The 15784-nt window shown below is 60.7% G+C and carries 13 protein-coding genes and 1 pseudogene; 3 read left to right on the plus strand and 11 right to left on the minus strand.

The window, feature by feature from the left end:
- Positions 1-201: 201 nt before the first annotated feature.
- The 8 genes and pseudogenes from H097_RS19610 to H097_RS19645 all read right to left on the minus strand — a co-directional run.
- Positions 202-1386: a type III PLP-dependent enzyme gene (locus H097_RS19610; protein ID WP_032861800.1), complete on the minus strand. Its 1185-nt coding sequence runs from the start codon at positions 1384-1386 to the stop codon at positions 202-204.
- Positions 1383-3158 (minus strand): IucA/IucC family protein, encoded by a 1776-nt coding sequence (locus tag H097_RS19615; RefSeq protein WP_050593417.1) that lies wholly within the window; start codon positions 3156-3158, stop codon positions 1383-1385. Before H097_RS19615 ends, H097_RS19610 begins: the two co-directional genes overlap by 4 nt.
- Positions 3155-4297: an MFS transporter gene (locus H097_RS19620; protein ID WP_032861801.1), complete on the minus strand. Its 1143-nt coding sequence runs from the start codon at positions 4295-4297 to the stop codon at positions 3155-3157. The genes H097_RS19615 and H097_RS19620 overlap by 4 nt, the downstream gene beginning before the upstream one ends.
- A complete protein-coding gene (locus H097_RS19625; protein ID WP_032861967.1) occupies positions 4282-6063 on the minus strand; it encodes an IucA/IucC family protein in 1782 nt (593 codons plus the stop codon). The genes H097_RS19620 and H097_RS19625 overlap by 16 nt, the downstream gene beginning before the upstream one ends.
- A complete protein-coding gene (locus H097_RS19630) occupies positions 6060-7259 on the minus strand; it encodes a carboxylate--amine ligase (protein ID WP_032861802.1) in 1200 nt (399 codons plus the stop codon). The genes H097_RS19625 and H097_RS19630 overlap by 4 nt, the downstream gene beginning before the upstream one ends.
- Before the next feature lie 74 nt (positions 7260-7333).
- Positions 7334-9310: a TonB-dependent siderophore receptor gene (locus H097_RS19635; protein WP_229752363.1), complete on the minus strand. Its 1977-nt coding sequence runs from the start codon at positions 9308-9310 to the stop codon at positions 7334-7336.
- A gap of 153 nt (positions 9311-9463) precedes the next feature.
- Entirely contained in the window at positions 9464-10228 is a 765-nt protein-coding gene (locus tag H097_RS19640; RefSeq protein ID WP_032861804.1) for an aldolase/citrate lyase family protein, read from the minus strand.
- Positions 10229-10550: 322 nt separating this feature from the next.
- Positions 10551-10943: pseudogene (locus H097_RS19645) on the minus strand (histone deacetylase); the annotation flags it as partial.
- A gap of 75 nt (positions 10944-11018) precedes the next feature.
- Here H097_RS19645 and H097_RS19650 point away from each other — a divergent pair.
- From H097_RS19650 to H097_RS19660, 3 genes are all read left to right on the plus strand, one after another.
- A complete protein-coding gene (locus tag H097_RS19650; protein WP_032861806.1) occupies positions 11019-11588 on the plus strand; it encodes a GNAT family N-acetyltransferase in 570 nt (189 codons plus the stop codon).
- Positions 11589-11747: 159 nt separating this feature from the next.
- Positions 11748-12617, plus strand: coding sequence for an acyl-CoA thioesterase II (gene tesB / locus H097_RS19655; RefSeq protein WP_032861807.1), 870 nt, complete (start codon positions 11748-11750; stop codon positions 12615-12617).
- Entirely contained in the window at positions 12614-13201 is a 588-nt protein-coding gene (locus H097_RS19660) for an HAD family hydrolase (RefSeq protein ID WP_032861809.1), read from the plus strand. The genes tesB and H097_RS19660 overlap by 4 nt, the downstream gene beginning before the upstream one ends.
- Positions 13202-13240: 39 nt before the next feature.
- On the opposite strand, the gene H097_RS19665 is transcribed toward H097_RS19660, so the two are convergent.
- From H097_RS19665 to H097_RS19675, 3 genes are all read right to left on the minus strand, one after another.
- A complete protein-coding gene (locus H097_RS19665) occupies positions 13241-14218 on the minus strand; it encodes a lipoprotein (RefSeq protein WP_032861811.1) in 978 nt (325 codons plus the stop codon).
- Positions 14219-15109, minus strand: coding sequence for a neutral zinc metallopeptidase (locus tag H097_RS19670; protein ID WP_032861813.1), 891 nt, complete (start codon positions 15107-15109; stop codon positions 14219-14221).
- Positions 15110-15265: 156 nt separating this feature from the next.
- Positions 15266-15679, minus strand: a complete 414-nt coding sequence (locus H097_RS19675) for a hypothetical protein (protein WP_032861815.1) — start codon at positions 15677-15679, stop codon at positions 15266-15268.
- Between the last annotated feature and the right edge of the window lie 105 nt (positions 15680-15784).

A 15784-nucleotide genomic window follows, 5' to 3' on the forward strand; every position in this document is an offset into this window, starting at 1 on the left:
GGAGCGCTCCCTCCAACTTGCTTGGTTGAAGGACTGCAATCATCCCATCTGGACGAGCCCTCTGAAAGACAGGACACCGTTTCCCCCCCCCTTAACATAAGGGATAGGCAAACTGTAGTGGTCCGAAGAGTTTGAAGGACACATCGGACAAGCAGCCACAGATACGGGAAGGGCAGCACAGAGGCTGACAATAGCGTGGAATCAGCCCTCGATAAAAACCTTCAACGGCGGTTCGTGCATCAGGAAGTTCTGGTGCGAGATGTTCCAGGCATAGGCGCCCGCGAGAGTGAATACTAGCAGGTCACCAATCGTTAGCTGCGCCACTGGTTGTTGTCTGGCAAGGACGTCTTTTGGTGTACACAACTGGCCCACCAGCGTCACGGACTGATCACTGATTTGTGCCGGCTGCGAGCCTCGTAGTACCGTGAACGGATGATTGTGGCCTTGAGCCGCAGGCGTGCGAAAGTGATGGGTACCGCCACGTCCGATGGCAAAAAACTCGCCGTGACTGCTTTTGATGTCCAGCACCTGCATGACGTAGTAACCACAGGCAGCGCTGATGAAGCGGCCGATCTCGAAACGTATGCGGGTCGCGCCCATGTCGTATTCATTGATCAACCCCTGCAGGCCCTGACAAAACCGTGGCCAGTCGAATGACCTGGCCGCGTCCTGATAGTTGATGCCCATCCCTCCGCCGACATTCAGTAGCGGCAGTTGCAGGTCGTGGTCGGCGCACAGCTGGCGGAAGGTCAGGAAGTAGCTGCGAATCAATTCAAGGTGCGCGTCGACATCCAGCTGGTGCGACAACAGATGAAAATGCAGTCCCTTGAGCTCTAGGGACGGCTCTTCGCGCAGCAATTGCAGGGCGCTTGCAAGGCCTTCTTCATCCAGACCGAACGGCGTGGGTTTGCCACCCATGACCAATCGGCTCTGCGGTGTCTGGGCCAGCTTCAGATTCAGCCGCAGCATCACCGGAGCCCGCACACCGCGTTCGCGGGCGATGCGCGCCAGACTGCGCAGTTCGGTCACGCTCTCCACGTGAAACGCCGAAATCCGGTACTGCAGGGCGATATCCAGTTCGCGATCGAGTTTGCCAGGGCCACCAAAGATCAGCGGCTGGTCGGGGCACTGTTCATGCAGCCACGTCAGCTCGCCGCCGGAGGCCGCCTCGAATCCGTCTACCCACGGCGCCAGGGTTTTCAGCACCAGGGCTTCCGGGTTGGCCTTGGCGGCGTAGAACAATTCGCAGTTTTCGGGCAGTACCTGACGCATTGCCTTTACGTGCCGTTCAAGGGCAGGCAGGTCGTAGACGTAGGCGCACAATGGCGCGTCGTGTTCAGTCTTGAGCTGCTCGATGCGTTGGGTGACGGAGGCAGGAAGGCTCATGCGTGTTTCCTCTTTTCAGTCATCGTCAGCGGGCTGGGCAGTAACGTGTAATCGGCCTCGCGGTCGGCGCGCATCATCAGGCGCGTCATGAAATTTTCCTTGCTTGGGAAGGGCGCGCCGGCGCACAACTCACGCAGTTCTGTCGGATGGCCCAGACGCGTGGATTGCGCGTGCAGCAGGTCGCCGATTCGGTCCCACAATTGTTGTTCCAGCATGCCGCTGCCGTTGGCCAGATGGAAGATCGCTTCGCCGAGATTGTTCACCAGTGCGCAGTAGCCCACTCGTTGCCAGGCCTTTTGCGCGCTGTAGTACACCGAGCTGCGGGTGCGTTCATCCAGCGCACTCAGGCGTTCAGCGGGCCAGATTTCAGGGACCAGCTTGGTACCTTCCAGATCGCGAATCCAGACCTGACTGGGCAGGCCGTTTTCAGCGAAGCCGATGACCGTGTTCTGCAAATGCGGCTCCAGCGCCACGCCCTGACGGAATAGGCAATACAGCACACCGCCGAGCATCTGACCGGCATAGGCATCGAGCCAGTTCAACGTGGCTTGCTCAATGGTCAAGCCGGTGTTGTCGGCGTAGCGCTGTACCTGTGGGCGGCAGACACTGCGACCTTGTTGATCCCAGGTAAACAGCGCCATTGCCACTTGCGGCTGATAACGCTCGCGTTCGGCGACGGAAAGGTTTTCCCGGTAAACGATACCGAAACATTCGGTGACTTCGCGGGCCTCCTCCAGCGTACCCAGGGCGCTGAGGTCCAGGCTGGTGGCGCAGGGTTCGGGCATCAACATGAAGCCCGGTTGTTGCGTCGCCAACTCGCTCATGATGGGGCCGAGCAGGTGAGTGAGGGCGACGGCGCTGTCGAGTTCATACCAAGCGTTCTTGCGCACGCAGTTGGTCAGGCGCACGTGCATCGAGAACTTCATGAAGTAGGCCATCTGCGGATGGTAGAGCGTGCGCACAGACGACGTCGGGTACATGGCCTGACCCAGGGGGCCGAGGTAGGTGATCAAACCCTGTTGTTGCGCCCGTTGCACCAGCGGGTCAGCAAGCACGCGGGCGACTTCCCAAGGGTGGCACGGATAGGCGCCCTCACGCCCCGACAGTTGGCGTAGCGTGCTGCGCGGATCCTCGCCCTGATGACGAATCAGCGTCGGATCAACCTTGAACCAGTGCAACTGAAAGCGCGCCCCAACTTCCGGCGAGCAGGTCAGCAAATCGTCATGGGAGATGCCCTCGCGACTTTTCGGTGTCGGATGCAGGGCATGGCCCCACAGCTGATGTTGCTCGGACGCCAGCAGGCTGTCGGCTGCTTGGTTGGCCGGGCGTGAATGCCGCAGAAAGGTACGGGTGATCTGCAGGCTGTTACCGATCTGTTGCAGCATCTCGCCGACGCGGTCGGCTCCACTCAGCGGGGTACAGAGCAGGCGCGCCAGTTCGTGGGCGTCCAACGGTCGCCAGCTCTGGTTATTGCCTTTGAAGTAGGGGGCGCTGATGTAGTGGCAGCGGCCCAGAAGACTGGCGCGGTCGATGCGTACGATCAACCGGCCACTGGGCAGGCGAATGCTGATGCAACGACTGTTGGCTTGGCGCAGGCTCATCGGCAAATCCTGTGCTTGATCGTTCAGGTTCACTTCGTTGCGGGGCAATGCGTATTCGCGCAAATAGCAATTGAGCAGGCACTCGATGGCATGTCGTTGGGCTTCGCCATCGAGGGCATGGTCATGCTGGGATACGGTGTTCAGCGATGCGGTATTCAGAGCGAAAGTCATGCCGGAATCTCCCGGGAAGTCATCAATAGAGGGCGGGCGAGCACCATGGCCGCTATGGCCGCCAGGCACGCAACGAGAAAGGGGGACGCGATGCCGCAGGTCTGACTGACCAGAGCGGCAGTGACCCCGGCAGCAGTGCCGGCCCATTTGCCACTGGAGTCGAACCAGCCAAACAGGCGGCCGGCGCTGCCTTGGCGGCTGCGCTGGCTCAGACAGCGGTGCAGCCCGACAAAACTCAGCAACATGCCGGCCCCGCTGAGTAGACGCAGAGCGAACAGCGGCTCGGCCTGCACGCTCCAGAATTGCAACGCGTTACTGATTGCCAGCAGCGCCAGCCCCGGCAACAGCAGGTTGCCCTGATGCTTCTGAGCCCAGGGTAGGGCCAGCAGGTAAACCAGATGCGGCAGGCTGTAGAGCACGCCGATCAAGGCATCGTTGCCAATTTTCAGTTGTTCGCCGAAGGGCACGAAATAGGGAAAGGTGACGACCATCGCGAAGCTGAACAGAAACTGCACCGCCATCAGCCGCGGCATGTCTTCAGGCAGTTCGCCCAAGGCCACGGCTTTCTTGCTGCTCAAGGCATGTTTGGGGGCGTCCTTGGGCAGCGGCAGGACGAGCACAAACGCCAGCAGCGGTAACCAGGCCAGATAGCGATACAGGCTTAATCCCAAACCCTGTGAGGTCAGCAGCCCCAACAGGATTGGGCCACTGATCATCGCCAGACGTGCTGAATACTGCGTCCAGTTCAGGGCGCGGGACAGATCGCCTTCCTTGAACTGAGTCGACAGGTAGGCGTTGGACGCCGCCATCGCGCCGCCGAAGGTGCCCTGGATGATCAATGCCAGGACGAACACCGGCAGATTGGGGCTGAAGCCTGCCAGCAGGAAGCCCGCGAACAGTCCGGCATGCGCACGCAGCAACGACAAGCGACAACCGTTGCGATCGGCCCAGCGTCCCCAGATCGGCGCCGCCAGTGCGGTGCAGAGTGTCGGCAGTACGAACAGCACCCCGATGGCCCAGCCTGGTGTGTCAGGTGCGAGGTCGGCGAGGATGCGCGGCAAGTACAACGGAATACCCAGCGCCGTGAAAGCCGACAGGTAATGCCCCAGCAGAACGCTGGTGATCAGACTCCGTTGCATGGAGCATCCTCCAGCAGGAAGTTCGCCGCGCTGTAGCCATAGAACTTGTTGATGTCGCTGGCACCGGAATGCGCCTTGCTGAACAGGCTGCCGGCGCTGAGCAGGTATTTCACCGGCAGTTTCGGGCTGTCGAGCAGCCATTGACGCGCGTCGTCACAGTCGATGCCTTCTGCTTCGAGATGTTGCAGACAGGTCATGAGACGCTGACGCAGCGTGCCGTACAGACCGGATCGAGAGGCCAGGCCTGCGGTCGCTATCGCTTCCAGGATCGCAACAATATTCAGCTGCAAGGTGATGGTGCAGAACATCTCGGCCAACGGTTGGCTGCTGTCGACGCGAATGCGCTCGTCCTGCAAGACTGCCGGCAGATCAGCGAGATCCGGGCACGCATGGGTGAAGCGCTGAGGCCACAGGCGAGCGGCGTCGTTGTCCTTCATCAGCAGGCGCAATGGCTGACCTTGTTCGAACATCAAGACGGCGTTCTGCTGGTTGGCCTCCAGCGCGATGCCGTAATGCAGCCACAACCGCAGATGGACCTGCAGCAGCAGATCGAGATAATCGTCCAGCCAGTGTTGCAACGAACCTGCGTAGAAGCGCTCGGCCAACTGTTCGAGGAAAAGGCGTCCATCGGCAAGCGGACTGGCCAACGCGGCGACAGGTACGAGTGTGGTGTTCTCAAGACCCGTCGGGTAACGGCGCACGATATAGGCTAGGTGACGACTTTCGTCGGCATGACCACCGTGTTTTTCGTCAACGTGCAGATAACGTGACGCCAGTGCCGGATCGCGCTCGGTCAAGGCCTGCAGGGTGGTCTGGAACCAGTGACCGTCGTATAGGGTGCTGGGCTTGATCAGGCGCAAATTGCGCGCACCGAGCGTGCTGACTAACAACGGTAGTTTGATGTGCCACTGAGGTTGATTGATGCAGACCACCGTGCGCACGGACAGCGTAGGTTCGACCTGCATGGCCGAACGTGGAGCCTTGAGCGTTCCTTCAGGCAGGCCGTATTGCTCCAGTTCGCCCCATGTCAGCGGGTGTACTGGCAGTAATGAATGGCTGTTTTGCAAGGTCGGTGACAAGCCGACGTCCTCGAAGTCCGGCCAGTGCAGCGGCTGTGGGCTGGTCAGGGTCAGGGCGTTGTTGGGAATCGCCAGCCAGTTGAGTTCGAAGCGCGGCGCAAACTCCGGCGCGTAGCCTTTGAGCGCGGCGGCATCGAAGCCGCTTTTGGCCCGCGCCGTTGGATAAAACGGGTGATCCAGGTAGCTCGCCAGTTGATCGATCTTCAGCAGCCTCTGCGACCAGTCTTTCAGGGCAGTCACGTCGCTCAGCGCAGGGCCATGCTGGCGATACGCCTGATTGCACAGGGTCCGGTGTTCGGTCGCGCAATCCGCTTCTTTCAGGTACGCCGCGAACAGCGTCAGACTTTCTTCGTCCAGACCGTGGCTCAGGTGGCCCAGCCAGAGCCCGTAGCCGTGTTGAACCTCGCCGTGGCTTTGCGGCGACACTTTGATCCAGGCGTCGCCTGTACCGATCCAGTCCTGCAACGGATACGCCTTGACCACCGGCAGCCATAGTTCGTCGGCGCCCAGATGGGCGATTCGCAGCCAGCTTGCGTCGGGCTGATGCTGCAAGTGTTGACTCAGTTCTTCCGGCAGCCGACAAATCTGTCCTGTGCTGACGATCCCTCGGATGTCCTCGCGCAGGCAGCAATCGATGATGCGTCGAGTAATGAACGCCTGATCCGCGGCGTCCGGATACAGGCTCATGCCATCACCCATTTCAGGTCGTTCAGAGTCGAATTCAGTTGCGCTTCGAGGCTCACCTCATCCGGCGCGATCAGTCTCAGTACGCCGACGTAGTCCTTGTTGGAATGGCTGATGGTCACGGTGTCGCCGGTGTTGTGAAGTGCGCGGTAATCGCACCAATGGCCCTCACGTTCGACGTTGAAGCTGGCGCTGGCCTGATCCAGACGCCCCGAGCGGTCGACCACAAGGTAATGAACGGTTGCTTCGGCTTGCGCCGGTTGCGCGTCGATCAGGCTGTCTCCCAAATACAAAGCGACGATGCGGTCGAACCAACCCTGTGGCAGCAGCCGATCAAGCAGGAACTCGCGACCATCGCCGATGCTGCGATAGTTGATCTCAACCAGTACCGGGCCTTGGGCGGTCAGAATGAACTCGCTGTGGCAAACCCCGAAATTGACCCCGAACGCGGCCACTTGAGCCAGCGCGCCGGCGCGCTGCGCGCGGCTGAGTTGTCCATTCCAGCGTGCGGCGAGTTCTACGAAATGCGGCGGTGCTGAAAGGGTGACGTCGAAGCCACCGATGGCTTGCAGGTTGCGCCCGTCGCCCAGTGTCTCGAGGGTGAATAAAGGACCTTCCATGTACGCCTCCAGCAACAACGCCCGGTCCGGTTGCTGCTGCCAGAACTGTTTGCAGTAAACGGCCAGATCGGCGGCGTTGTGACACAGTCTGACGTCCAGGCTGGCGACGCCTTCACGAGGCTTGGCGACCACCGGCCATGGCGCATCGGTCGGCAGTTTGGAATTCGATGTAATCACCTGGAACCATGGGCCGGGCAAGCCGAGACGTTGCATGCGCTCGCGCATGGCCGCCTTGTTCTTTGCCGCATAGCACAGTCGCCAGTCCTTGCCGGGGCATTCGAATATCTCGGCCACCATTGCTGTCGCGGTCTGCAGGTGATCGCTGTTGGAGAACACTGCGGCGGGGCGCAAACCCTGGCTGTTGAGTGTCTCGACGACCGCTAGCGGATTGAACACATCACATTCGATAACGTGCAGCTCATCCGGCGAAATGTGCGAGGTGGCGAGCAGGCGCCGGTGTTCCTGAGCGTGGTCGGTGATCACCACGATCGGCAACCCGCGTTTGTGCGCGGCAGGCAGGAAACCCTCAAGAATGGCAGGGTGGGCGACGTGGGCAAGAATGACGAATGGGCGTTGCATGGCAGTTTCCTGGGGGCAGCAGTTGCCCGTCCCGGAGGATCGGGCACTGGTTTACAAGTGCGCAAGTGCGCGGTTTAGAAGCGGTAGTTGACGCCTAGGGTGAGCGAGCGCTCTGGCGCGGGTTGACGACCCCACGGGCTGGTGTCGATACCGCGGAAGTAGTATTCGCGGTTGAACAGGTTGCTGATGCCCGCGGACGCGGTCAGGACGCTTTTGTCTGCCAGCTCGAACTCACGCTCAATGGCGGTGTTCCAGACCCAGTAAGCTGGCAGTTTGCCCACACTGGCTGTGGCATCTTCATCGCTGGAGTTGGCGGCATCGGTGTAAGCGCTGCTGACATACAGGCCGTCAAGGTTGTAGGTCCAGTGCTCGGCAAAACGGTAACGACCGTCAACCGTGAACTGATTGCGCGAGGAGTACGGCACTTCGTTGCCCTTGAATGTGCCGTTGCGTTGCTTGGCATCGAGGTACGCATAGCTGGCGTGCAGGTCCAGATCAGGTAGAGCTTGCGGCGTCCAGAAAATCTCGCTCTCGAAACCTTGGTGACGTGTGCTGCCAAGGTTATTGAAGCGGTCAGTCGTGGCGTTGTAGCTGATTTGGTCGTCGAAATCGATGCGGTACAAGTTGAAGTCGACGCGCATGCCGTCCCATGGCGTATAGCGCACGCCGGTGTCGTAGTTCCACGCCAGTTCGGCGCCGACATCGCCTTCCTTGACGATCTGCGTGACTTGCGGTGGACGCAGGGACTTCTGGGCGTTGGCGTAGACAAACCAGGCGTCGGTCGCCTGGTAACCCACCGTCAGGCCCGGCAGCCATTCTTCGGATTTGTTCTCGCGCGAGAACCCGGTGATGCCGTCTGCGTAATCCATGCGGGCGTTTTCGTAGCGCACGCCGGGGGTGATGGTCAGGCGATGATCGAGCAGACTGATGGCGTTGCTGAGGTAGAACGCGCGGGCGTCGTCATCGAACTTCCAGTCCCGGAACGGCGTCGTCACGCCGGTAGCGACGCGCTGGCGGTTGACCTTGTAGTCGATGTCTTCGCTGACATAACGGGCGCCCAGCAACCAGGTCTGGCCAACCGTGTCGCCATCGATGGTGGCACTGATGCGCGGCTCCGTGCCCCAGACTTTAAAGTCGCGTGGGCCGTCCTGTTTGGTCACCGCCGTACCGTCCGGAGTGAACGGCAGGCCGACTACGAAGTTGCGGTAGCTGTCGTGGGCGAAGTTGGTCCAGCTGTATTCTACTGAGTCGAACGGCCCCATGGCGCCCAGGCGCTGGGTGTAGGTGCCCCACACGCGATTGGTGTCGCCCTCGAAGCGGTCCAGCGGACGCGTCGATTGCCGTGGATCATCCTTGTAATCCTGCACGCTGAGTGCTCCGGCCAGGTCCATATCGGCCTTGTAGTGCTGGATACCGAAGCTCAGATCGCGATCGTCGTCGATGTTCCACTGGCCGCGCAGACGGTAGTTCTGCACATCGGTCTCGGAGTGCTCGCGCCCGTATTCGCCACCCAGGGTATTGAGGTCCAGTTGCAGGCCGAAGTTGTCGGTCAGGTAGCCGCCGGTGCCCACATAGTTGTCCCACAACTGGCGCCCGCCAGCATTGAACGTCAACTTCTCCTGCAGAGTGGTTTCCCACTCGCGCGGAATCGGCTTGCTGATGAAGTTGATCACCCCGCCAACGTTGTTCGGACCGTATTGCACCGCTGCGCCCCCACGCACGACATCAATACGGTCTACAGTGGCCATGGTCACTGGAAACAGCGACAGACCCGTCTGGCCGTACGGCGCCAGTGCTAGTGGAATGCCATCCGACAACGCTTGAATCCGGCCGCTACGACTCTCGTACAGCCCGCGTACCGATATCTGTGGCAAGGCGCCGGTGCCGGTTTCGTCAAAGATCTTGATGCCCGGTACCCGTTGCAGCGCGTCGTCCACACCGCGGACGCTGGCTTTTTTCAGTTCGCTGGAGTCGACAACGCTGCGACTGCCGGCATAGGTACGCACCTCCTGATCGCTGGCCGTCCCGAGAACGTCACCCTGAATCATCATGGGTGCCAGTTCCATGTTACTGGCAGGTCTGGTGGACAAATCGACGGGTTGATCGGCGGCCACGGCACCGTGACAGATGCCCAAAGTGATAAGACTGAGTGAAAAATGTAGGGAGTTTGTTGTTGTTTTCATGTGGACTACGTTGGCTTATTTTTACTGTTGGAGAGAATGCAGGCGGGCTTTCAATGCGTTATGCAGCAAGCCTCGGTCTTCACCGGCCAGAAAACTTCGGATCCCGCGAGCGCGCCACAGCGTGTTCTGTTCGGCCGTGCGGGGATTTGCGCAGAAAGGTATTGCGGCGCTGAGGCAGGCATCGGCCATGTTTTGCAGCGTTTGCCAGACTTGAGGATTGAGCGGGTCGGGGCCCAGATCGAGATCGAGCGACAGATCCAGAGCGCCTTCCATGATCATGCCGACCCCCGGCAGTTGCAGAATCTCGCCGAGAGCGTCGACCCCGGCGCGGCTTTCGATCATGGGAATAATAGGGGTCTGACGATTGGCCAGATCGATGTATTCGGGTAATGGCAGGCGACCGAAACCGGTAATGCGTCCGCCGGTTATTCCGCGTTTCCCCAAGGGGGGAAAGAACGCCGCTTCGATGGCGCGCTGAACTTGCGCAGCACTTTCGGTGCGTGAAAGGACAATGGCTTCGATGCCGGCATCCAGTGCCCGACCGATCAGTTTTTCGTCCACTTGAGGTATGCGCAGCCAAGGCGAAATGCCAGCGGCCTCACACGCGCGGACACAATGCATGATGTCTTCTTCGGAGCGCAGTAAGTGCTCAAGATCGAGAATCACGAAGTCGTAGCCCGCAAACGCGAGCATTTCGCAGAGCATCGGTGAAGGTAGAGAATTGAGCAAGCCGTAGACGTTGTTCCCTGCTTGTAACCGGGAAAACACCGGAGAGGTTCGTATCACTGACGCATATCCTTCAGGGTGGATGCGCGCTAATAATAATCATTCACAATCATAAGTAAACATTTTTAGTCGCCGATTCGTGATATTCGTGATGGTCCTCATAAAAATCCCGTTCTTGGTGTAATGCTGTTCACTGATTCACCCCGGATTCCCGCCACGATTCACCCGATGGCATATGAGGGGGCTGGGGCGATTTCTGAGTTTTGTAAACACCTCGTCGAATCTCGGGTATTAATTTCCACTTTTTAGAAACCTTGACTCTCCAAGGGCCTTATTTTCGCGGTCTAACAAGATTTGTTTACATAATTTGGTCGGCATAAGGGCAGAAGCCCGCCGGGTAGTCGTAATGGGCATGGTGGGTGCCGCCCGCCAGGTGGCAGGCCAGGCCGTGCTCCAGGGCCTGCTCGGCGGCCAGCAACGAGCCGCCGACCGCACGCACGGTGCGTCGGGCCAGGGCCTCGCTCCAGGGCAGGCCGAGGCGCCGTTGGTCTTCGCGGGACAACTCACCGCTCATATAGCGTTCGATATAGCCAGGGTCATGGGCCAGGGCGAGGACGTCGGCCGGGCATAATTGGGGGCGCAGCAACTGGCTGTCCTGGGTCAGGCCGCTGTCGACCAGGTGATCGCGCAGCAGCCGGAACTTGTCCATGGGGAAGCGATGATCCGCCGGGAATTCGGGGCTGTAGTCGTCGTGGTAGATCAGTGGCAAAGGCATGGCAATTTCTGACAGGAACCAGCGACGGATCTTAACAGCGCTGTACACTCACGCACATGGCAAGGGAGGGGAACGATGGAGCCGATACTGGAGTTGGAAAGCGCGCGCCTGGTGCTGCGCCAGTGGCGCGACAGCGACCTGCCGGAATTTGCCCGGATGTGTGCCGATCCGCAGGTGATGCGCTATTTCCCGGCCCCCCTGGACCGCCTGGAAAGTGCGGCATTGATCGGGCGAATACGTGGGCATTTTGCTGAGTATGGATTTGGCCTGTGGGCCCTGGAGCGCAAGGACAGCGGCGAGTTTATCGGCCTGACGGGGTTGCTGAATGTCGGCTTTGAAGCCGACTTCACCCCAGCGGTGGAAATTGGCTGGCGCCTGGCCCGCGAGCACTGGGGCCTGGGGTTTGCCAGTGAGGCGGCCTGGACCGCATTGCGCTGTGGGTTTGACCGTTTGCAACTGGAGCAGATCGTGGCCTTCACCACCGAGGCCAACCTGGCGTCGCAGAAAGTCATGCAGGCCATCGGCATGCATTACGATCCGGCGGCAGATTTTCAACACCCCAGGCTCGCGGCGGACGATCCGCTGCGCCATCATGTGTTGTATCGCATCACCCGCGCCCAATGGTTGGACACGCTGCACGGATAAGCAGGCGGTAATACTTGTAGGAGCGGGCTTGCTCGCGAAAAACATCAACGGTTACGCGGGAGGCCTGACACCCTGCGTCATCCCTGGGCTTTTCGCGAGCAAGCTCGCTCCTACAGTAGAAAATAGAAGGTAGAAACCGTTTTGCTCTGAGGAGAGTGTATGAGCCAAGTGTTGGAAGATCTGGTCGATTTGCTGACCCTGGAACCGATTGAAGAAAACCTCTTTCGCGGCCGCAGCCAGGACTTGGGCTTTCGCCAACTGTTCGGCGGCCAGGTCTTGGGCCAGTCGCTGTCGGCGGCCAGCCAGACCGTCGAAGAGGCGCGGCATGTGCATTCGTTGCACGGCTATTTCCTGCGCCCTGGGGATGCCGGGCTGCCGGTGGTCTATCAAGTGGACCGGGTACGCGATGGCGGCAGTTTCAGTACGCGTCGGGTGACGGCGATTCAGAAGGGCAACCCGATCTTCACCTGCAGTGCCTCGTTCCAGTACGACGAAGAAGGCTTCGAGCACCAGACCACCATGCCGGTGGTGGTGGGGCCGGAGAACCTGCCGTCGGAGTTGGAACTGACCCAGCAGCGCGCGCACCTGATTCCTGAGTCCATGCGCGAAAAATTGCTGTGCCCCAAGCCGATCGAAGTGCGGCCGGTGACTGAGAAAGACCCGTTCAACCCGCAGCCGTCCGATCCGGTCAAATATGTGTGGTTCCGCGCCGATGGTGCCCTGGCCGATTTGCCGGCGCTGCACAAATACCTGCTGGCTTATGCCTCGGACTTCGGCCTGCTGACCACCTCGTTGCTGCCCCATGGCAAAACTGTGTGGCAGAAGGACATGCAAGTGGCCAGCCTGGACCATGCGTTATGGTTTCACGCCGATCTGCGTGCCGATGACTGGTTGCTGTACGCCATGGACAGCCCATGGGCCGGCAATTCCCGTGGGTTCTCCCGTGGCAGTGTGTACAACCGCGCTGGCCAACTAGTGGCCTCGGTGACTCAGGAAGGCTTGATTCGCCATCGCAAGGATTGGGCGTGAGCCTGGCGCACGTCAAACACTGGGTGTTCGACATGGACGGCACCCTGACTGTGGCCGTGCATGACTTTGCGGCGATCCGCGTGGCGCTGGAAATTCCGCCCACCGACGACATTCTCACCCACCTGGCGGCATTGCCTGCGGCCGAAGCGGCGGCCAAGCATGCCTGGTTGTTGGCGCATGAGCGCGAACTGGCGCTGGGTTCGGTGGCCGCCACGGGCGCGGTGGAGTTGGTGCGTGATTTGGCGGCACGGGGCTGTCGCCTGGGGATCCTGACGCGCAATGCCCAGGAGTTGGCGCACATCACCTTGCAGGCTATCGGCCTGGCAGACTGTTTTGCCGTGGAAGATGTGTTGGGCCGCGACGACGCCCCGCCCAAGCCGGATCCCGGTGGCCTGCTGAAACTGGCGCAGGCGTGGGATGTAGCGCCCGCCGAGATGGTGATGGTGGGTGACTATCGCTTCGACCTCGATTGCGGCCGGGCGGCGGGAGCGCGGACAGTGTTGGTGAACTTGCCGGAAAACCCTTGGCCGGAATTGGCCGATTGGCATGCCAAGGACTGCGCGGCATTGCGCCAGATGATCTAAACCAAGCACCACATTTCTGATTGGGTTTTGTCTGAAGGATTAGTGGAACAGGGCCGCCTGCCCTTCGGGCGAGGTAAACATCTTGTCGCCGTCATGCCCAACCCCTGGCACTTCAACCAACCGCTGGCTCAACTGCGGATGCCGCTGCTTGAGGTAGTCGAAATAGTTGTGCCCGCGAATCAGCCGATAAGCGCCCTGGGCCTCGGCGGCGCAGCTCTTGTCCAGGGCCGGGTGGTTGGGGTCGGTGTCTTGTTGGCCCAGCAGGTAGGTGATATCGCGTGCGACGTAGGCTTTTTCCAGTTGCTCGGGGCTTTGGCCGTTGGCGTAGGTCGGCAGCTTTTGCATGCCGTACTTCCAGTCATTGAATCCTGAGCAACTGGCCGGCGCGAATTGCACCGGGCGTTGCGGGCTGAAGTAGGCATAGGACGACGGGTTGGCGATCACATAACGCAGGCTGATCCCCGCCGCTTGCAGGGCCGGGTGCGCATGGCCGGTCAGGGCAAAGCGTTGCACCACCTGGCCACCACCGGAATGCCCGGCGACCACTATTTCCTTGAGGGTCGGGAACAGTGTGCGGTTGCCCAGGTGCTTGATGATCTGGTCCAGGGCGCCGTAGGAACTGATCTGGCCATGGCCGATTGACGACTCGCCGGCCATCCACGCATTGCCGTGCCAGCGCAGTACGCTATCGCCCAGGTGATGGCGCTGGATATCCGCATCGTTGAGAAACTGCGGCGCGATCACCAGGGTGTTGGCGCCTTGCCCGGCGTGGGCGGCGGCGTCCTCGGCGCTTTTGAGGTAGGTCTGGGCATTACGCAGCCGGCCATGCACGATAATCAGCGCGCGGGTGACCTGCGGCAGCGGCTGGCGCCAGTCCTGGCTAAGGCCCAGGCTCAGGTCGCCGGCTTGCAGGGTGAATCGATCGGGGCTGATCACCTTGACCGCCTGCCCGGCGGCCAGGGTGGCGGTAGAGCAGGTGATCAGCAGGCCCAGCAGCCATCCGCATCGCTTATTCATTTACAGACTCTTGGCCGAAAACGTGTCGCATTGGCTGATCTGGCCTTGGGCAAACCCGGTCTTGAACCAGCGGACCCGCTGTTGCGAAGTGCCATGGGTGAACGAGTCAGGTACTACGCGGCCTTGGCCCTGCTGCTGCAAGCGGTCGTCGCCGATGGCGTTGGCGGCGTTCAGCGCTTCTTCGATGTCACCCGGTTCCAGCCAGTTCAGGCGCTTTTGCGCGCGGTTGGCCCAGACCCCGGCGAAGCAGTCGGCCTGCAGTTCCTGGCGGACCAGCAAGCCACCATCGCCTTGCATCTGCCGGCCTTGCTGGCGCGCGACCTGGATCTTCGAAGAAATCCCCAGCAGGGTTTGCACGTGGTGACCGACTTCGTGGGCGATCACATAAGCCTGGGCAAAATCGCCGGCCGCCTGGAAGCGTTGGGACATTTCCCGGAAGAAATCCAGGTCCAGGTAGACCTGCTGGTCGGCCGGGCAATAGAACGGGCCGCTGGCGGAGGTCGCGCCACCGCAGGCGGAATTCACCCGGCCACGGAACAGGATCAGCTTGGGATTCTTGTAGGCCAGGCCGTTTTCCTGGAACACCTGGCCAAAGGTGTCTTCGGTGTCGCCCAGCACGGCACGCACAAAGTCTGCCTGCTCATCGTTGGCGGGCGGTGCCTGGCGTGTTTGCGGGCTGACCGAAGGCGCCTGCTCGGTCATCTGGCCGCTCAGTTGCCCGAGGATCTGCATCGGGTCCTGGCCGGTCAACAGACCGATACCGACGATCAGCACGATGGCGGTCAGGCTCAGGCCCTTGCCGCCACCAAAGCGCATGCCGCCACCGCCGCCACCACTGTCATTGCGCGCGTCGACCACGTTGTCGCTGCGCCGACCCTTTTTCCATAGCATGTGACAATCCTCTTGATGATCGTTATGCAGGAGCGAGCTTGCTCGCGAAAAACGCCAAGGCCCGCGTTAAACCAGGCATGCGGCGTTAGCGTTAACGACTTTCGCGAGCAAGCTCGCTCCTACAGTAATAGGGGTTGTGGTGAGTGAGTATGGCCGTTATTGGCGGCAATACCCTTCGCCTGTATTGACCACCAGGCAGTCTTTTTTATCAGCCAGCCATTTCAGGCCAGTGGCTGCACCGTCGCCAGCACGCAGCACTTGCGGGCCGTCCGGGCGGTTGAAGGTGATGCCGTCTTCGCCAGCCTCGCCTTTGAAGGTGCCGGAGGCGTCGGCATCGAGGCCGTATTGCATGGTCAACAGGTAATGCCCGCGGCCGATGCTGTCGTCCTTGCTGACGGTCAGGTGCAGGCCTTCGACGCCGACCCACTTGCCGACCCATTTGTCGGTGGGCAGGGTTTCCGGCACCAGGGTCGCCTGTACGGAGGGCGGCGCCGGCTTCGGGGCCTGGGGGGATTTATCGCAGGCGCTGAGCAGGGCGAGGGTCGAAAGGATCAACAGGGTTTTTTTCATTGGGGACTGGCCTTGGTTAAACAGCATGCAATGGCAGGCTGGCGTGCAGCGTTGGACTGGGTTTGGGCAATTTAGTGCGCTGATCGCCCGCTGTTTGGTTATGCT

Source organism: Pseudomonas sp. FH4 (assembly GCF_000510915.2).
Classification (GTDB): Bacteria; Pseudomonadota; Gammaproteobacteria; order Pseudomonadales; family Pseudomonadaceae; genus Aquipseudomonas; species Aquipseudomonas brenneri.